This window comes from Bradyrhizobium sp. WSM3983, assembly GCF_000473045.1.
Taxonomy (GTDB): domain Bacteria; phylum Pseudomonadota; class Alphaproteobacteria; order Rhizobiales; family Xanthobacteraceae; genus Bradyrhizobium.
In genome coordinates this window covers 1-17,913 of sequence record NZ_AXAY01000034.1, presented here as the reverse complement: position 1 = coordinate 17,913, position 17,913 = coordinate 1, and the positions used below count along the sequence as shown (strand labels likewise).

Annotated in this window: 12 protein-coding genes, 1 pseudogene and 1 riboswitch; of the genes and pseudogenes, 4 read left to right on the top strand and 9 right to left on the bottom strand. The window is 65.2% G+C overall.

Annotated elements, in window-relative coordinates; all coding sequences use genetic code 11:
- Positions 1 to 44 precede the first annotated feature (44 nt).
- From gcvP to gcvT, 3 genes are all read right to left on the bottom strand, one after another.
- Positions 45 to 2,909 carry an aminomethyl-transferring glycine dehydrogenase gene (gene gcvP / locus YUA_RS0134280; protein ID WP_027534725.1) on the bottom strand — a complete coding sequence of 955 codons (2,865 nt, stop codon included), beginning with the start codon at positions 2,907 to 2,909 and terminating at the stop codon, positions 45 to 47.
- 159 nt (positions 2,910 to 3,068) lie between these two features.
- Positions 3,069 to 3,437, bottom strand: coding sequence for a glycine cleavage system protein GcvH (gene gcvH / locus YUA_RS0134275; RefSeq protein ID WP_027534724.1), 369 nt, complete (start codon positions 3,435 to 3,437; stop codon positions 3,069 to 3,071).
- Positions 3,438 to 3,449: 12 nt separating this feature from the next.
- Complete coding sequence (gene gcvT, locus YUA_RS0134270; RefSeq protein ID WP_027534723.1) at positions 3,450 to 4,598, bottom strand: glycine cleavage system aminomethyltransferase GcvT; 1,149 nt, start codon at positions 4,596 to 4,598, stop codon at positions 3,450 to 3,452.
- Between the two features lie 146 nt (positions 4,599 to 4,744).
- A riboswitch (glycine riboswitch) is annotated at positions 4,745 to 4,833 on the bottom strand.
- Positions 4,834 to 5,067: 234 nt separating this feature from the next.
- On the opposite strand from gcvT, the gene alaS reads away from it, so the two are divergent.
- Together alaS and YUA_RS0134260 are read left to right on the top strand one after the other, a co-directional pair.
- Positions 5,068 to 7,764: an alanine--tRNA ligase gene (gene alaS, locus YUA_RS0134265; protein ID WP_027534722.1), complete on the top strand. Its 2,697-nt coding sequence runs from the start codon at positions 5,068 to 5,070 to the stop codon at positions 7,762 to 7,764.
- 6 nt (positions 7,765 to 7,770) lie between these two features.
- The gene (locus YUA_RS0134260) at positions 7,771 to 8,997 is read left to right on the top strand and encodes a cyclic nucleotide-gated ion channel (RefSeq protein WP_027534721.1); all 1,227 of its coding nucleotides are present in this window, start codon (positions 7,771 to 7,773) and stop codon (positions 8,995 to 8,997) included.
- A 4-nt stretch (positions 8,998 to 9,001) separates the two neighbouring features.
- On the opposite strand, the gene YUA_RS0134255 is transcribed toward YUA_RS0134260, so the two are convergent.
- Both YUA_RS0134255 and YUA_RS0134250 read right to left on the bottom strand, forming a co-directional pair.
- Entirely contained in the window at positions 9,002 to 9,505 is a 504-nt protein-coding gene (locus YUA_RS0134255; protein ID WP_027534720.1) for a DUF3455 domain-containing protein, read from the bottom strand.
- Positions 9,506 to 9,609: 104 nt separating this feature from the next.
- Positions 9,610 to 10,824, bottom strand: a complete 1,215-nt coding sequence (locus YUA_RS0134250; protein ID WP_027534719.1) for an NADP-dependent isocitrate dehydrogenase — start codon at positions 10,822 to 10,824, stop codon at positions 9,610 to 9,612.
- Positions 10,825 to 11,163: 339 nt separating this feature from the next.
- Between YUA_RS0134250 and YUA_RS0134245 the strand changes: the two genes are divergently transcribed.
- Positions 11,164 to 12,363 carry a TrmJ/YjtD family RNA methyltransferase gene (locus tag YUA_RS0134245; RefSeq protein ID WP_027534718.1) on the top strand — a complete coding sequence of 400 codons (1,200 nt, stop codon included), beginning with the start codon at positions 11,164 to 11,166 and terminating at the stop codon, positions 12,361 to 12,363.
- A 114-nt stretch (positions 12,364 to 12,477) separates the two neighbouring features.
- On the opposite strand, the gene YUA_RS0134240 is transcribed toward YUA_RS0134245, so the two are convergent.
- The 3 genes from YUA_RS0134240 to mddA are packed head-to-tail and all read right to left on the bottom strand — an operon-like array spanning position 12,478 to position 15,034.
- Complete coding sequence (locus tag YUA_RS0134240; protein ID WP_027534717.1) at positions 12,478 to 13,230, bottom strand: PaaI family thioesterase; 753 nt, start codon at positions 13,228 to 13,230, stop codon at positions 12,478 to 12,480.
- A 35-nt stretch (positions 13,231 to 13,265) separates the two neighbouring features.
- Positions 13,266 to 14,243 (bottom strand): NADPH:quinone oxidoreductase family protein, encoded by a 978-nt coding sequence (locus YUA_RS0134235; RefSeq protein ID WP_027534716.1) that lies wholly within the window; start codon positions 14,241 to 14,243, stop codon positions 13,266 to 13,268.
- Entirely contained in the window at positions 14,240 to 15,034 is a 795-nt protein-coding gene (mddA, locus tag YUA_RS0134230) for a methanethiol S-methyltransferase (protein ID WP_027534715.1), read from the bottom strand. The genes YUA_RS0134235 and mddA overlap by 4 nt, the downstream gene beginning before the upstream one ends.
- Positions 15,035 to 15,181: 147 nt before the next feature.
- On the opposite strand from mddA, the pseudogene YUA_RS45950 reads away from it, so the two are divergent.
- Positions 15,182 to 16,180, top strand: a pseudogene (locus YUA_RS45950) (BTAD domain-containing putative transcriptional regulator); the annotation flags it as partial.
- On the opposite strand, the gene YUA_RS0134220 reads toward YUA_RS45950, so the two are convergent.
- The gene (locus tag YUA_RS0134220; protein ID WP_027533615.1) at positions 16,158 to 17,831 is read right to left on the bottom strand and encodes a DDE-type integrase/transposase/recombinase; all 1,674 of its coding nucleotides are present in this window, start codon (positions 17,829 to 17,831) and stop codon (positions 16,158 to 16,160) included. The pseudogene YUA_RS45950 and the gene YUA_RS0134220 sit on opposite strands and share 23 nt — an antisense overlap.
- Between the last annotated feature and the right edge of the window lie 82 nt (positions 17,832 to 17,913).

The window sequence follows — 17,913 nt, the reverse complement described above, 5'->3', positions numbered from 1 at the left end:
GGGCACGCTTTCGCTTTGCCCACCCTACGAAGCTGCGTCGCGTCTTACTCCGCGGCTTCCGCGTAATCGCTCACCGGCGGGCACGAGCACACCAGGTTGCGATCGCCATAGACGTTGTCGACGCGGCCCACCGGGCACCAATATTTGTCGGTGCGCGATGTGCCTGCGGGGAAGCAGCCTTCAGTGCGGGTATAGGCGCGCTTCCAGTCGTCATCGGCGATGTCGTGCACGGTGTGCGGGGCGTGGCGCAAGGGCGAGGCTTCTATCTTGAAACGACCGGCCTCCACCTCGGCGATTTCCTTGCGAATCGCGATCATGGCGTCACAGAACCGATCCAGCTCCGCCTTCGATTCCGACTCGGTCGGCTCGATCATCAACGTGCCCGGTACCGGAAAACTCATGGTCGGCGCATGGAAGCCGTAATCGATCAGGCGCTTGGCGATGTCGTCCACCGTAACACCAGATGTCGTCTTCAGCGGACGGGGATCGACGATGCACTCATGCGCGACGCGGCCCTTTGCATTCTTGTAGAGCACCGGGAAGTACGCATTGAGGCGGGCTGCGACGTAATTGGCGTTGAGGATCGCGATCTCGGTCGCGCGCTTCAAGCCTTCACCGCCCATCATCAGGATGTAGATGTAGGAGATGGTGAGGATCGACGCCGAACCGAACGGCGCGGCCGAGACAGGGCCGACCGACGCGTCAGCCTGGGTCGCCGGATGGCCGGGGAGGAACGGCGCGAGATGCGCTCTTACGCCGATCGGGCCCATGCCGGGGCCGCCGCCGCCATGCGGGATGCAGAAGGTCTTGTGCAGGTTGAGATGGCTGACATCGGCGCCGTAATCGCCGGGCCTGCTAAGGCCGACCTGCGCATTGAGGTTGGCACCGTCGAGATACACCTGGCCGCCATGGCCATGCACGATGTCGCAGATCTCGCGAATATGCTCCTCGAACACGCCATGCGTCGAGGGATAGGTGATCATCACCGCAGCGAGATCGTTCGAGTGCTTCTCCGCCTTGGCGCGGAGATCGTTGACATCGACGTCGCCGTTGACCTCGCAGGCAACCACCACCACCTCCATGCCGACCATCGCGGCCGAGGCCGGATTGGTACCGTGGGCGGAGGAGGGGATCAGGCAGATTTTCCGGTGCGTCTCTCCGCGCGCGGCATGATAGCCGCGGATCGCGAGCAAGCCGGCATACTCTCCTTGAGCGCCCGAATTCGGCTGCAGCGAGATCGCGTCATAGCCGGTGATGTCGCACAGCCACCTCGAAAGCCGCGCGAACAGCGCCTGGTAGCCCTTGGCCTGCTCGTGCGGGGCGAAGGGATGCAAGGACCCGAATTCCGGCCAGGTCAGCGGCATCATCTCGGTGGTCGCGTTCAGCTTCATGGTGCACGAGCCGAGCGGGATCATCGCGCGGTCGAGCGCGAGGTCGCGATCGCTGAGCTTGCGCATGTAGCGCAGCATCTCGGTCTCCGAACGATGCGCGTGGAAAACGGGATGGGTGAGGAAGGAGGTTGCGCGCTTCAGCGCCTCCGGCAGCGCCTCGCGCGTGGTGGCATCGATCTCGGCGTAAGCGAGCTGGCCGCCGAAGGCGCGCCAGACCGCTTCGACAGTTGCCGGCGTCGTGGTCTCGTCGAGCGCGATGCGCAACGCGCTTTCATCAACACCGAGATTGATCTTCTCGGCGGCTGCGCGCGCGATGATCTCGGCGCGCTTGGCGCCGGCGTCGACGCTGAGCGTGTCGAAGAAGGCTTCGGATTGCTGCGCGAAGCCGAGCTTGCGCAGGCCGGCGGCCAGCACCGCGGCGCGGCGATGCACATTGCGTGCGATCTGCGCAAGCCCCTCGGGGCCATGATAGACCGCATACATCGCGGCGATCACGGCGAGCAGCACCTGCGCGGTGCAGATGTTGGAGGTCGCCTTCTCGCGGCGGATGTGCTGCTCGCGGGTCTGCAGCGCAAGGCGATAGGCGGCGGCACCACGCGAGTCGACGCTGAGGCCGACGATGCGGCCGGGCAGCGAGCGCTTCAGTGCATCGCGCACCGCCATATAGGCCGCATGCGGCCCGCCATAGCCCATCGGCACGCCAAAGCGTTGCGCCGAGCCGATCGCGATGTCGGCGCCGAGCTCGCCGGGCGAGGCGAGCAATGTCAGCGCCAGCAGATCGGCGGCAACGATCGCCAGCGCGCCCTTGGCCTTCAGCGCTGCGATCGCCGGCCTGAGGTCGCGCACCGCGCCCGAGGTTCCAGGATATTGCAGCAGCGCACCGAGCACGTCGGCCTTGTCGAGATCGGTGAGGGGATCGCCGACGACCAGCGACCAGCCGAGCGGCGCGGCGCGGGTGCGCATTACAGCTAACGTCTGCGGATGCACGTCCTTGTCGACGAAGAAGGCTTTGGCTTCCACCTTCGAGTGCCGTTCCGCGAGCGCCATGGCTTCGGCTGCGGCAGTCGCCTCATCGAGCAGCGAGGCGTTGGCGACGTCGAGCCCGGTGAGGTCGCAGATCATGGTCTGGAAGTTGAACAGCGCCTCCAGCCGGCCCTGGCTGATCTCGGGCTGGTAGGGCGTATACGCGGTGTACCAGGCCGGGTTCTCCAGGATGTTGCGCTGGATCACCGCAGGCAGGATCGTGCCGGAATAGCCTTGGCCGATCAGCGAGGTGAAAACCTGGTTCTGCCGTGCGAGCTCGGCCATATGCGCGATCGCCTCGGTCTCGCTCAAGGGCTTGCCGAGATCGAGCGGGGCGGCCTGCCGGATCGAGGCCGGCAGCGTCTCCGCCATCAATGCGTCGACGCTTTTGGCGCCGACCGCCTCTAACATTGCAGTGACATCGCGCGCCGACGGGCCGATGTGGCGGCGAGCGAAAGTGGTGGTGTCGCCATTGGATTTGCGGTGCGCGGTCATCATGGGTCCTCGCTTTAGGGATTGCTGTCATCGCCCGCGAAGGCGGGCGATCCAGTACGCCGCGGCCAATCGGCTCTAGCCGAGGCGGCTGCGTTTACTGGATGCCCCGCCTTCGCGGGGCATGACAGTGAGTATGGGGAGACTGTTCGGCTCATATCCTCACGCCGTATGCGCCTTGTAGGCGGCTTCATCCATGAGGCCGCCAAGTTCGCTCTTGTCGGCAATCTTGACCTTGAAGAACCAGGCCTTGCCCTGCGCGTCCGAGTTCACCAGCGCGGGCTCGGCGGCGAGCGCGTCGTTGGTCTCGAGCACGTCGCCGGTCACAGGCGCGTAGACGTCGGAGGCGGCTTTCACCGATTCGACGACGGCGGCGGCTTCTGCCTTCTTCAGCGCGCGGCCGACCTTGGGCAGTTCGACGAACACGACGTCGCCGAGCTGGGACTGCGCGTAATCGGTGATGCCGACGGTTGCGACATCGCCGTCGATCGCGAGCCATTCATGGTCGGTGGTGTACAGCGTCGTGGTCATCTTCTTAAGTCCTCAGCGTTTGTAGGTGTTTTTCACGAAAGGCATGGCGGCGACGGTGAGTGGCAGGCGTTGCCCGCGCACCTCGGCGAAGAGTCTTGTATCGAGCGCGCTCAGGGCAGTGGGCACGTAACCCATCGCGACCGGCGCATTCAGGCTCGGGCCGAAGCCGCCCGAGGTGACTTTTCCGATCGGCTCGCGCCCTGCGCTATCAGCAAACAGCAGCGCGCCTTCGCGCACCGGCGCGCGACCTTCAGCGCGCAGGCCGACGCGGCGACGAGATGCGCCGTGGTCGAAGTGCGCGAGGATTTTCTCGGCGCCGGGAAAACCGCCGGCACGGGCGCCGCCGCTGCGGCGGCTCTTCTGCACCGACCATTCCAGCGCGGCCTCGACCGGCGTGGTCGCGGTGTCGATGTCGTGGCCGTAGAGGCAGAGCCCGGCTTCCAGCCGCAGGCTGTCGCGGGCGCCGAGGCCGATCGGCATCATTTCGGGATTGTCGAGGAGCGTTTTGGCAAGGTGTTCGGCCTCCGCTGCGGGGACCGAGATCTCGAACCCGTCCTCGCCGGTATAGCCGGAGCGCGAGACGAAGCAGGCGAGGCCGGCGACCTCATGCGGACCGGCATCCATGAACTTCAGGGATGGCGCCTCTGCACACAATTTCGCCAGTGCGGCTTCGGCCTTCGGGCCCTGCAGCGCGATCAGCGCGCGGTCGGCGAGCGAATCGATGATGCAGGTATCGGAGAGGTTCGCGCGCAGATGCGCCTCGTCCTCGGCCTTGCAGGCGGCGTTGACCACCAGGAACAAATGATCGCCGAAATTGGCGACCATCAGATCGTCCAGAAGGCCGCCATCTTTATTGGTGAACTGGGCGTAGCGCTGCCGGCCCGGTGCAATCGCCAAAATATCCTGCGGCACCAGCCGTTCCAGCGCACGGGCGGCGTCCTCGACCTTGCCCGATTTCGGCCTGAGCGCGATCTGGCCCATATGGGAGACGTCGAACAAACCGGCGGATGAGCGGGTCTGGAGGTGCTCTTTCAGGACGCCCGCGGGGTACTGCACGGGCATGTCATAGCCCGCGAACGGCACCATCTTGCCGCCGAGCGTCACATGAAGGCTGTGGAGGGGGGTACGTTTCAGGGAGTCTTTGTCGTCACGCGCAAGCATCACAGGGGCCCTCGGCGGTTCCCCGGGGACGATTCCCCGATGGACACCAGTCGAAGCCCCATCTGTCGCTGTGCCTGAGAGTATTATCCCGTCGGCGGACGCAGTCCGGGCCTTAAGCCCGTCGGCGCCTCTTTCCAGATGTCGTCAAAGCCACGCGGTCCTTTTGCCTGAGAGTTTCCGGGGCGGTTGCTCCTTCGGCGCCGGCAAGTGAGCCGGTCTCTCCCGACGTGGCCGTACGATACAGATGGGTACAGACCACAGCCCGGCCAAGCCTGTCAACGCAGGCTTTGCGGCTTTCAACGGGATTGCAAGGGGGAGGACGCGCCTGCGGCAACCCACTGATCTCTCTGCACAGTTTCTGGACAGCGAAGCTGGCCTTGTCTAAAAGCGCTTTGGCCCGCAGATATCAGCCCAAATCACCGGTTTGGATGGCGTATTTCCGGGTCCAAGCACACCCGATTGGATGAACATGAGCGGCGTCAACGAGATCAGGTCGACCTTTCTGAACTTCTTTGCCGAGAACGGCCACGAGATCGTGTCGTCCTCGCCATTGGTGCCGCGCAACGATCCGACGTTGATGTTCACCAATGCCGGAATGGTGCAGTTCAAGAACGTCTTCACCGGCGTCGAGAAGCGGCCCTATCAGCGCGCCACCACCTCGCAGAAATGCGTGCGCGCCGGAGGCAAGCACAACGACCTCGACAATGTCGGCTACACCGCGCGCCATCTCACCTTCTTCGAGATGCTCGGCAACTTCTCCTTTGGCGACTATTTCAAGGAGCGCGCGATCGAGCTGGCGTGGAAGCTCATCACGAAAGACTTCGGGCTCAACAAGGACAAGCTGCTCGTCACGGTCTACCACACCGACGACGAGGCGCACGGGCTCTGGAAGAAGATTGCCGGGTTCTCCGACGACCGCATCATCCGCATCCCGACCTCGGACAATTTCTGGGCGATGGGTGACACCGGCCCGTGCGGCCCGTGCTCGGAGATCTTCATCGACCGCGGCGACCACATCTGGGGCGGCCCTCCGGGCTCGCCGGAAGAGGACGGCGATCGCTTCCTCGAATTCTGGAATCTCGTTTTCATGCAGTACGAGCAGGTGACGAAGGAGGAGCGCGTGGATCTGCCGCGTCCCTCGATCGATACCGGCATGGGGCTGGAGCGCATGGCCTGCATCATGCAGGGCGTCGACAGCGTGTTCGAGACCGATCTGTTCCGTCACCTGATCGATGCGACCGCGTCGGCGCTCGGCAGCGGGCCGAACCAGCAAACCGTCGCCTCGTTCCGCGTCATCGCCGACCATTTGCGTTCCTCGGCCTTCCTCGTTGCGGATGGCGTACTGCCCTCCAACGAAGGTCGCGGCTATGTGCTGCGCCGGATCATGCGCCGCGCGATGCGCCATGCGCAGCTGCTGGGCGCGAAAGAGCCGCTGATGCATCGCCTGGTCTGGGCGCTGGTCCGCGAGATGGGCCAGGCCTATCCCGACCTGATGCGGGCGGAGAATTTGATCGAGGAAACGCTGCGGCTGGAAGAAACCCGCTTCCGCAAGACGCTGGTGCGCGGCTTGGCCATCCTTGACGAAAAGAGCGCGTCCCTGAAGAAGGGTGACATGTTCGACGGCGACGTCGCCTTCACGCTGTACGACACCTATGGCTTCCCGCTGGACCTGACGCAGGACGCGCTGAAGTCGCGCGGCATCGGCGTCGACCAGTCCGCTTTCACCGACGCGATGGAGCGCCAGAAGGCCAAGGCGCGCGAGTCCTGGAAGGGGTCTGGCGAGGCGGCGTCTGAGGCGATCTGGTTTCCGCTGCGCGAGAAGCTCGGGGCGACTGAATTTTTGGGCTACGAAACCGAGAGCGCCGAAGGCGTGGTGTCCGCGCTGGTGAAGGATGGGCAGGAAGTCGCGAGCCTCAAGGCCGGCGAGACCGGCGCGCTTCTGCTCAACCAGACGCCGTTCTATGCGGAGTCCGGCGGCCAGGTCGGGGACACCGGCGTGCTGACGGGTGAAGGCGGCGTCAAGTTCCGCGTCACCGACACGCAGAAGAAGCTCGGCGATTTCTTCGTTCATGTCGGCACGGTCGAGAGCGGCAAGCTGAAGGTTGGTACCGCGCTGCAGCTCGAGGTCGATCACGGCAGGCGCTCCTCGATCCGCGCGCATCATTCGGCGACCCATCTCATTCATGAAGCGCTGCGTCAGGTGCTCGGCGACCACATCGCCCAGCGCGGCTCGATGGTCGCGCCCGATCGGTTGCGCTTCGACTTCGTGCATCCGAAGCCGATCACGGCGGAAGAGCTCGCCCGCGTCGAGGACATCGCCAACGACGTGGTGCTGGAGAACGACGAGGTCACGACCCGCGTCATGGGCGTCGATGAAGCGCGCGAGGCCGGGGCGCGCGCCCTGTTCGGCGAGAAATATGGCGACGAGGTCCGCGTCGTTTCGATGGGCCGGACCGCGCGCGAGCGCGGCACCAACGCGCTAGGCTGGTCGGTCGAGCTCTGCGGTGGCACGCATGTGCGGCGCACCGGCGATATCGGCCTGATCACGCTGACCGGCGAGAGCGCGGTCGCCTCGGGCGTGCGCCGCATCGAGGCGCTGACCGGCAACTACGCACGCCGGCATGCCAACGAGACCATGGCGCTGGCGAAGACCGCGGCCAACGAGCTGCGCACCTCGATCGACGATGTCCCGGCGCGCATCACCGCGCTGATGGAGGAGCGCAAGAAGCTCGAGCGCGAACTCTCCGACGCCCGCAAGAAGCTCGCGATGGGCGGCGGTGCGTCAGCCGGCAGCAATGGTGCGGCCAGCGGCGTGCGCGAGGCCGGCGGCGTCAAGCTGATGGCGCGTGCGGTCGAAGGCATCGAGATGAAGGATCTCAAGAGCCTTGCGGACGATGGCAAGAAGCAAATCGGCTCCGGCGTGGTCGCTATCATCGGCGTCACCGAGGACGGCAAGGCCGGCGTCGTGGTCGGCGTCACCGCCGACCTGACCTCGCGCTTCAATGCCGTGAACCTGGTGCGCGTCGCCTCGGAAGCGCTGGGTGGCAAGGGCGGCGGCGGCCGGCCCGACATGGCGCAGGCCGGCGGCCCGGATGGCGCCAAGGCGACCGAGGCGCTTGCCGCGATCGAAAAAGCCATGCTCGAACCAAAAGCGGCAGGCGCTTAAATCACGATGGGCCTCGTTCCGCGAGGACGTGGCTTGCGCGATCCCAACTTGAGGGATCGCCTCTACGAATTGCTGGAGCACGATCCGCTGGCCTATTCCGCCGGGCCGCGCTTCATCCAGATCATCATCGGCGTCATCGTGCTCGACGTTGCCGCGATGATCCTCGCCTCGGTGCCGGAGCTGGATGCGCAGTTCGGTGTGTTGTTCTCGGCCGTCACCATCCTCTGCGTGATCGTGTTCGCGCTGGAATACGCCGCGCGGCTCTGGACGGTGGCGGGCCACACGCCGCGCAAGGGCTCGCCGCTTGCCGACCGGCTCGGCTATTCCTTCTCAGCGCTCGGCATCATCGACCTCATGGCATTCCTGCCTGCCGCAGTGGTGCTGGTCACGGGACGACACGCGACGCTGGCCGCGCTCGGCGTGCTGCCGTTCTTCAAGCTGATACGGTACTCGCCGGCGATGCGCTCGCTGCTGGCCGCCGTGCACGCCGAGCGGCGCGCGCTGATCGGCTGCCTCGTCATCCTCGCTGGCGCGGTCCTGACCTTCGCCTCGCTGCTCTACGCTATTGAGCGCGATGTGCAGCCGAACAAGCTCGGCACCATTCCGGACGCGATGTGGTGGGCGATCGTGACACTCGGCACCGTCGGCTATGGCGACGTCGTGCCGGTGACGGCGCTGGGAAAGATCATCTCCGTCTTCACGATCATCTCGGGCTTCGCCATGATCGCGCTGCCGGTCGCGATCATCTCCACCGCCTTTGCGGAGGAAGTGAAGCGGCGCGACTTCGTCGTCACCTGGGGCATGCTGGCCCGCGTGCCGCTGTTCTCGCATTTGTCGGCCGGGGAGATCGCCGACATCATGCGGTTGCTCCGCGCCCGCACCATCGAGCAGGGCGAGGTTTTGGTACGACGAGGCGATGTGGCCTTGTCGATGTATTTCATCACCGCCGGCGAGGTCGAGATCGCGCTGCCGAGCCAGCATGTGCGGCTTGGCGACGGCACCTTCTTCGGCGAGATCGCGCTGCTGCACAAAACCAAACGCAGCGGCACGGTGACGGCGACGCGCAAGACGCGGCTCCTGCTACTGGATGCCCAGGACTTTCACGCCCTGATCGCGCGCATGCCGACGCTCGCCGCCCACGTTCAGGAGACGGCGAGAGCGCGGCTGGAAGAGACCGGCGATCTCGCCGCGGCAGAACTGGCGCAGGCGGAGCGCGAAGGTACCGACCGCTGAGCGGTCAGCCCTTCTTCAGGAAAACATACTCGGCCGAGTAGGGCGCGCTCTTGAATTCGCCGGCCTTGTCGCACGCGCCGTCGAGCTTGCCGCCATGGGTGTTGATGCGCTGGACGGTGGTGACCGGCGTCAACACGCCGCTGCCGCGGCGCGAGGAGACCTCCAGCTTCAGCCAGGGGATATCGGCGGCCGTGGCGCCCGGCGCGCTCCCGATGGCCTTGCCGACCACGGCGCTGCCGTCGGCGTGCTCCCAGTTCGGTCCGACGTAGTGCCGGCCGATGGTCTTGCCCTCGGCGAGCAGCGTCGCGATCGGCTCGCGAAACGCCCAGGCGAGCTTGCCGTCGGTGCCGGCCTTGCACTCATAGACCTGCGCGCCCTCAGCGTGGACGCTGAGCACGACGGTCTCGCCGGGCGCGGCGACGGCGTCGGGCAGCGTCTCCGCAGCAGAAGCCGGCCCGGCCATGGTGGCGAGCATCAGCAGGCAGGGGGCAGCAAACCTGGTCGACATGGTCGCATCTCCGCGAAGGGCTCTACTAAAAGCGAACGGGCCGCGCTTTCAGACGCGGCCCGTGATGATGTCCGACCCAGCCGGGCGAAATTGCGGTTGCCAGCTTACGCCGCCAACGCCTTCGTGAGATTGTCCGCGACCTTGTCGAGGAAGCCGGTGGTCGACAGCCAGCGCTGGTCGGCGCCGACCAGCAGCGCGAGGTCCTTGGTCATGTAGCCTTCCTCGACGGTGTCGACGCAGACCTTCTCCAGCGTGTTCGCGAACTTGGCGAGCTCGGCGTTGTTGTCGAGCTTGGCGCGGTGCGACAGGCCGCGGGTCCAGGCGAAGATCGACGCGATCGAGTTGGTCGAGGTCTCCTTGCCCTTCTGGTGCTCGCGGTAGTGCCGGGTCACCGTGCCGTGAGCGGCTTCTGCTTCCACCGTCTTGCCGTCGGGGGTGAGCAGCACCGAGGTCATCAGGCCGAGCGAGCCGTAGCCCTGCGCGACCGTGTCGGACTGCACGTCGCCGTCGTAGTTCTTACAGGCCCAGACATAGCCGCCGGACCATTTCAACGCCGAGGCGACCATGTCGTCGATCAGGCGGTGCTCGTAGGTCAGGCCCTTGGCCTCGAATTCCTTCTTGAACTCGCGGTCGTAGATGTCCTGGAAGATGTCCTTGAAGCGGCCGTCATAGACCTTGAGAATGGTGTTCTTGGTCGAGAGATAGACCGGATAGCCGCGCAACAGGCCGTAGTTCAGCGAGGCGCGGGCGAAGTCGATGATGGAATCGTCGAGGTTGTACATTCCCATGGCGACGCCGGCATCGGGGGCCTTGAACACTTCCTTTTCGATGACGGTGCCGTCCTCGCCGACGAACTTCATCGAGAGCGTGCCCTTGCCCGGGAACTTGAAGTCGGTGGCGCGGTACTGGTCGCCATAGGCGTGGCGGCCGATGATGATCGGCTTGGTCCAGCCGGGCACCAGGCGCGGCACGTTCTTGCAGATGATCGGCTCGCGGAAGATCACGCCGCCGAGGATGTTGCGGATGGTGCCGTTCGGCGACTTCCACATCTGCTTGAGGTTGAATTCCTTCACCCGAGCCTCGTCCGGGGTGATGGTGGCGCATTTGACGCCGACGCCGACCTTCTTGATTGCCTCGGCGGCGTCGATGGTGACCTGATCGTTGGTGTGGTCGCGGTACTCCATGCCCAGGTCGAAATACTGCAGCTCGACATCCAGGAACGGGTTGATCAGCTTGTCCTTGATGTACTGCCAGATGATCCGGGTCATCTCGTCGCCATCGAGTTCGACGACGGGATTGGATACCTTGATTTTTGCCATGATCGGGGAAGCCCTCTTGGGAACGGCGCTTGCGGCGCGCCAACGTGAATATCCGCCGCCTCTTAGCACCGGACCGCGGCGGGCGAAAGCCAAGTGATTATGCACTTTTAGCTCAGCCAGCTTCCACGGATGGGGGGCCTGAAGCGGTCCCGCCGCGGGATGGGCCTGAAGCTTCAGGAGAGATTCAAAAGTCGAATCTAACCCCGTTATTTCCCTTGAGAATTTTGTCAGGACAGGCAAACGACAGGCGAGCGGGCAGCCGGCCCTGAACCGGCTTTGAATCAATTCCTGAAGAGCGCCCTGGCAAGGCCTTGAGAGACAGTGTGAAAGCGAAACGATATGTCGGGGACTGACAAGACCAAGGCGGGCCTCGCCCTCGACGGTCCCATCGTGATCCTGGTCGAGCCGCAGCTCGGGGAAAACATCGGCATGGCCGCACGCGCCATGGGTAATTTTGCCCTGAGCCGCTTGCGCATCGTCAACCCCCGCGACGGCTGGCCCAACATCGCGGCACAGCGGGCCGCCGCCGGCGCCGACCACATTCTGGAAAAGGTCGAACTGTTCGACACGGTCGGTGAGGCGGTTGCCGACCTCGACCTGCTGTTCGCCACCACCGCGCGCCCCCACGACCAGGCCAAACCGGTGGTCGGGCCGGAGGCTGCCGCGGCCGAGATCGCCGGGCACGTCGCGACCGGCGGCAAGGCCGGCATCCTGTTCGGCCGGGAGCGCTGGGGGCTGACCAACGAGGAGGTCGGGCTCTCCAACCGCATCATCACCTTCCCGGTCAATCCAGGCTTTGCCTCGCTCAATCTCGCCCAGGCCGTGCTGCTGGTTGGCTACGAATGGTTCAAGCGGGCGACCTCGGGCGAGCTGCCGCACGCCATGCCGGAGCGCTCCGAGCGCGCCTCGCAGCACCAGATGGGGGCCTTCTTCGACAACCTTATCCGCGAACTCGATCGGGTCGAGTTTTTGCGCCCGGCCGAGAAGCGCGACACCATGCTGGTGAACCTGCGCAACATCTTCAGCCGGATGGAGCCAACCAAGCAGGACATGCATACCCTCCATGGGGTGGTGATGGCGATCGCCGAGGGACGCAAGGGCCCGGCCAAGGGCGGCGTGCTCGACGGCGAGCAGGCCACGCGGCTGCGTGCGCTCTTGGCCGAGCACGGGCAGGGCGGCGGCATGCCCGACAGCGGCTCCACCGTGCGCGGCCTCGCGCGCCTGCTCCGCCGCAACCCGACCGATGCCGAGCGCCTGCTCTGGCAGGCGCTGACACGTGATCGCCGCTTCGCTGGACAATTCAAGCGCCAGACTCCGGTGGGCCGTCACATCCCGGACTTCGTCTCATTCTCGCACCGGATCGCGATCGAGCTGGTCAACCCGGGCGAGGGCGAGACGATTGCCGCTGACCGCGCCTCGCGACGGGCGTGGCTGGAGGCGCGAGATTATCGGGTGATGGAGATCCGGGCCGCCGATGTGGAGCGGGATATCGAGGCCGAGTTGGTACGGCTGCAGGAGATGATCGAGCAAAGCGCGTAGGCTGCGTCACGCGAAGTCTCGTAGGGTGGGCAAAGGCGCGTAGCGCCGTGCCCACCATCTTTGTCTTCGAACGCGGTGGTGGGCACGCTTCGCTTTGCCCACCCTACGAGACCGTCACCCGCGTCCGAGCTGCACCTCGCGCTCGACTGCAATCCATGTCGTCTTCGCCACCGCCAGCAACTTCCCGGCTTCGTCATGCAGCGCAGCTTCGGCCGTGCGCTTGCGGCCGTCGCGGCCGGTGGGCCAGGCCGTGATGATGCAGCGGTCGCCGGGGCGCGGGCGGGACTCGATCCGCGCTGACATCCGGCCGAGCAGGAGCGGCGTCTTGTCGACGGTGCTGCTCTGCGGATCGCAATTGCAGGCAAAGCCGGTGGGACAATCGAGTGCCGACCAGAGAAATTCGGGGGCGATCAGGCCGTCTTCGGCGGCGAGATTCGGATCCGGCGTCCAGCTCGCCGCGAGAACGGGGCGTTGTGCATGACGCCCGAGGGGACTGGCAAAAATGCGCAGGCCGTCTCCTTTCGCCCTTGCGGGACCGCAGACGAAACACGTCGGCAGGGGATGTTCGTGCGGCTTCACCGGTGTCAGCAATTCGGCGGCGGATGCTTCCGCGAAGCTGGCGGTTTCTAGCCGCGCAAGCTCGACGCTGGTCGCGCGTCCAGTCGCGACGACCTTGGCGCCGTCGCGGAGCTCCCATGTGCCGTCACCCGTCGCGATCGGTGCGAGCGGCGTGTCCAGCGGAGGGGGCGCGCGCAGCGTCACCTCGGCGCCGCCGGGAATGTGCTGGGCGAGCCGGCCGCAGACATAACCGCCATTGCCGGAGTTCGGCGGACCGCAATAGCGCTTGTCGATGATGATCTCGGTCAAAACTTGCCTTCCTGTCTTGCCAGGCCACGCGCACTCTACCGGATCTTGAGGACAATTCTTCCCTGAACCGTGCGGTTGGCGACTGCGCGCATGGCGTCAGCGGCCTCCTCCAAAGGGAGGATGCGATCGATGTGCGGGCGGATGTTTCCGTCGGCCAGCAATTGCATCAGCGTGTCGTTCATGCGCGCGGCCTCCGTGGAAAATCTCTCGGCCCAGGCGCCGGCGAAGACGCCGATGATGGCATAGTTCTTGAGAAGCGGCAGGTTCATCGGGATCGACGGAATAGCGCCGCTGGCGAAGCCGATCGGCATCAGCCGGCCGCCCCAGCTCATGAGCCGGGCCATCTGCTCGAGGATCGCGCCGCCGATAGTGTCGAAGCCGATATCGATGCCATGTCCTGACGTGATCGACTTGATCCGGTCGCGGATGTCTTCGCTGCGATAATTGATGACATCGCTGGCGCCATAGCTGCACACCAGCGCGGCCTTGTCGTCGGAGCCGACACCGGCGATCAGGCGCAAGCCCAGGTGGCGGCTGAGGTCGACGGCGGCGAGCCCGACCCCGCCGGCCGCGCCCGTGATCAACACGGTTTCGCCAGGTTGCGCCCGTGCTCGCTCGACCAGCGCATAATAGGCCGTGCCGTAATTGTGCAGCACCGTCGCTGCCGCTTCGAACGCGACGCCATCAGGCAGGCGCACGCTCTTTGATTGCTTGGCAATCATTCGTTCGGCGTAGCCGCCGATCCAGGTGCTGCACGCCACCCGATCGCCGGGAGCGAATTTTGTGACCTTGTCGCCAATTGCGACGACAACACCGGAGGCTTCCGTGCCGGGCACGAAGGGCAGAGGTGGCCGCATCTGGTAGAGGCCCGAGACCAGCAACTGGTCCATGAAGCTCACCGACGCCGCATGGACGTCGATGAGAATCTCGTCATCGGCCGGCTTCGGGTCGGCGATCTCACGGATGTGCAAATCTTGGGGTCCGGTAAAGGAGCTACATAGCATCGCCTTCATTGTGATTCTCCAACAGGCCGGCGATCTCCGGTCTGGCGGCGCATGAACAGACGCGGCACCAGCATGGGAACGCGCTGGCGATATTGCTGATAGGTCGCGCCGAACTCGGCGATCAGATCCCGCTCCTCGAACCGCAACGCGATCAGGATGTAGGCGGTGTTTGCGAGCGCGAACAGCAAATGGCCGGCGGTCATCTCGGGCGTCGCCCAGAACGCGAGCAGGAAGCCAAGCATGAGCGGATGCCGCACGATCTTGTATAGCAGTGGTGTCCGGAAAGATTGGCTGGGCATCTCGGCCCCGCGCCACGCGAGGAAAGCCTGACGCAAGCCGAACAGATCGAAATGATCGATCATGTGGGTCGAGGCGAACGCGATCAGCCAGCCGAGCCAGTGCACGCCGGTCAGCAGCCAGGCCGCAAGTCCGCTCGTCTGCCAGATCGGCGTCGGGATCGGACGCCACTGCCAGAACAGCAGGAGGAGGATCAGGCTGGAGAGCAGCACGTAAGTGCTGCGCTGGCAGGCGGCGGGAAGGAATTTGGCCGACCATTGTTTGAACGCCGGTCGCGCCATCACGCTGTGCTGGATGGCAAACAGGCTCATCAGCAGCAAATTGACGACGATGGCCTCGCTCAAATGCGCGGGGCTGCCGACGTCGATCAACTTGTCGATTGACTTGTCGATTGAGCTGGGCACGACATAATTGCCGACAAAACCAAGTGCATAGAGAAATGAGACCGTGAACAGGGCGTAGCTCACGAGGGCGTAGAGCAGGATCAGGACGCGCGAGACCATGGTTTTTCCTATTGTGCCTGTTGGAGCGGTGCCGCATGCAGGAGCCTGAATCGCTCGCCGGCGAAGAGGCTCGATCTGGCCCGATGGCTACCGCGCGACCGTCCCCTGTGCGTCCCCGGGATTGCTGCGCGGGAAGGAAGGATGTCCATGACGGCTTTCTCGCTCGGGACGTTCGGGTTCCCGGAGGTCCAAGCCGACGGCCGCCCGATCAAGCTTGCCCTGCGCAAGGGGCTTGCGCTGCTGGTTTATCTCGCCGAGGCCAAGGGCGCCGTTGCGCGGGACGTGATCGCCACGCAGTTGTGGCCCGAGGCCGACCGCGAGACCGGGCTGGCGCGATTGCGGCGCCTGCTTCATCGCATCGAACTCGCGCTTGGCGAGCCGGTCTTCGAGACTGACCGCACCAGCGTGCGATGGTCTCCGACGGTCGAGCTGACGATCGACGCACATCTGTTCGAAAGCGCCTGCGACCGCGGCGCGTTTGAACAGGCCTGCCAGATTTATCGAGGCGACTTCCTGGCGGGTTTCTCACCGGAGGATTCTCCCGAATTCGACGATTGGGCGTTCTTTCGCCGCGAGGCACTGCGGGGGCGGCTCGTACACGCACTGGAGCGGCTGGTGCAGGACAAGAATGCCGCCGGCGAACATTTTGCAGCGACCGGGCATGCGGGCCGCCTGGTCGAGCTCGATCCGTTCAGCGAAGTCTATGGCCGGCATCTGATCCGGAGCCTGCTGCTCGCCGGCGACCGCAGCGCGGCGGAGAGGCATCACGCGGCGCTGGCGCAGCGGCTGCGCGACGAGCTTGGTGTTGCGCCGGAAGCCGAGACCGAAGCGCTGATGAGTCCCGCCGCCGCGCCGCATGCGCTTCCGACGACGCGCTACGTCAAGGGCGCGGGCGTCCATCTGGCGTATCAGGTCTATGGCAACGGGCCGCTCGATATCCTGGTCATGCCCGGCTTCGTCTCGCATGTGGAGCGCGCCTGGGAGCATCCCGCGAGCCGGACGTTTCTGGCGTCATTGATGAAGCTCGGGCGCCTGATCGTTTTCGATCGGCGCGGGATCGGGCTGTCCGACCGCGTCGGCTCGGCGCCGAATATCGATGTCCGTATTGCCGCATCAGCAACTGTTACCCTGATGGCACGGATGCGAGGTCGACTGATCGGCCGCGCCAGGTAGCTTTCCCGGCTTGCTCGACGAGAGGGGCTGTGGGCGGGTCGGGCCCTACATAGCCCGAGCCGTCCACAACCCCGGGCGATGGAGCGGCGGTCGGGGCATCCGCAAGCGGCCGCTCCGCGACCAACTGCTCGGCCGTCTTTTGTCTAAGCGCCCTTAGCAGGCGCTGCACGATCGAATGCTGTCTCGCCCCGAACTCCTCGGGGTGAGTCTCGCTCAGCCGACCGACGATTGCGAGCGCCGTCAGTTGCGGCTGCTCCGCGAGCCAGCCCTCGACAGCAGCAATATGCGGGTCGAGCTTGGACGGCATGCGAACCCTGGTTTTATAGGGCCGACGAGTCCGCCGGTGCGTGGCACGCGGCTCGCCGGCGGTCACCCTCTTGCCGAGCGTCTTCGCGAACGTCGCCGCGGTCACCGGCGCGTTGCTCGTGTGAACGGATTGCAGGCCACGCGCCTGTCCGGCACGACGATCGACGCGATTGCCGAGTTCGTCCTGGGTTGCGCGAATCTCGGCCAACAGCGCGACCGGATCGAGCGAGCGATACTGATCGCGCAGCCGTTTCTTCACGGCGGCGGTCACCTTGGGATGCGCTAATGCACGCTCGTAGGGCGTCGATGGGGGATGATAGCGCTTGATCACTTTAGCCCCTTCGCGACGCTTCTCCTTCAGCTTGAACGACGGCTGGAAAAAGTTGACGTAGAGCCGCGCGGCCGCATAGAGGCGGCCCATCACGCGCGCCGTCTCGACGCCATCGAAGCGGCCATAGCCCATGAGGCGGCGGACGACGGCACCATTCTTCTGCTCGACGAATGCTTGATCGTTCTTCTTGTACGCGCGCGAGCGCGTCACTTCGAGCTTCTGTTCGCGACACCATGGCACGACGACATCGTTCATGAAGGCGCTGTCGTTGTCGAAGTCAACGCCGCGCAACAACCAGGGGAACAGGCTCTGTGCGCGGTTGATCGCCTCGACGACCAGCGAACCCTCCCGCGTCAGCAACGGCAGGCACTCCGTCCAGCCAGTGGCGATATCGACCATCGTCAGGGTCTGGATGAACGAGCCGGCCACCGACGTGCCGCCATGGGCGACCATGTCGACCTCGCAGAAGCCGGGCACCGGGCTGTTCCAGTCATTGAACGTGCGGATCGGGACCTCGCGCCGGATTGCCGAATAGAATCCGGCACGGCGCCGCCTGCCGCCGCTCGCCGCAATCTTCACATCGACGAGCAGGCGATCAATGGTGGCGGCGCTGATGGCCAGAACACGATCACGGTCCGCCTGGCCAAGCCGCAATCGGCCATGTTGCTCGAGCGCCGGCAGCAAGGTCGGGACCATCACCTTGAGCCGCTTGCCGCACACCCGATCCGACGCCTCCCACAGCGCCGTCATCGCGTCCTTGATCGTCGTACCATATCTACGTTTACGCTCTTGCGGTTTCTCGGCCTCGCTGGGCCCAACCGTCGTGCGCCGCCGGAGTATGCGCACCGCATGCTTACGATGCCAGCCCGTCGTCGCGCACAGCGCGTCGAGGATCCGTCCCTTTTCCGCCCGCTTGGCCGACTGGTATTGCTCCGTCACCGCTGACACCACTTCGCGCCGCGCGCCCATGCTGATCTTTCCCGCCATAGTGGCCACCGAACCAATTCGGTGGCACCGACCCAATCATGGGCGAGAAGTTTTCCAGTAACATTTTGAATGAGGCAATGCG

What these genes read in the sequence shown, in the direction of transcription:
- YUA_RS0134250 (WP_027534719.1), bottom strand. Translation starts at nt 10,824, where the DNA reads ATGGCAAAAATCAAGGTATCCAATCCCGTCGTCGAACTCGATGGCGAC.
- YUA_RS0134255 (WP_027534720.1), bottom strand. Translation starts at nt 9,505, where the DNA reads ATGTCGACCAGGTTTGCTGCCCCCTGCCTGCTGATGCTCGCCACCATG.
- alaS (WP_027534722.1), top strand. Translation starts at nt 5,068, where the DNA reads ATGAGCGGCGTCAACGAGATCAGGTCGACCTTTCTGAACTTCTTTGCC.
- gcvP (WP_027534725.1), bottom strand. Translation starts at nt 2,909, where the DNA reads ATGACCGCGCACCGCAAATCCAATGGCGACACCACCACTTTCGCTCGC.
- mddA (WP_027534715.1), bottom strand. Translation starts at nt 15,034, where the DNA reads ATGGTCTCGCGCGTCCTGATCCTGCTCTACGCCCTCGTGAGCTACGCC.
- YUA_RS0134260 (WP_027534721.1), top strand. Translation starts at nt 7,771, where the DNA reads ATGGGCCTCGTTCCGCGAGGACGTGGCTTGCGCGATCCCAACTTGAGG.
- YUA_RS0134245 (WP_027534718.1), top strand. Translation starts at nt 11,164, where the DNA reads ATGTCGGGGACTGACAAGACCAAGGCGGGCCTCGCCCTCGACGGTCCC.
- gcvH (WP_027534724.1), bottom strand. Translation starts at nt 3,437, where the DNA reads ATGACCACGACGCTGTACACCACCGACCATGAATGGCTCGCGATCGAC.
- gcvT (WP_027534723.1), bottom strand. Translation starts at nt 4,598, where the DNA reads ATGCTTGCGCGTGACGACAAAGACTCCCTGAAACGTACCCCCCTCCAC.
- YUA_RS0134235 (WP_027534716.1), bottom strand. Translation starts at nt 14,243, where the DNA reads ATGAAGGCGATGCTATGTAGCTCCTTTACCGGACCCCAAGATTTGCAC.
- YUA_RS0134220 (WP_027533615.1), bottom strand. Translation starts at nt 17,831, where the DNA reads ATGGCGGGAAAGATCAGCATGGGCGCGCGGCGCGAAGTGGTGTCAGCG.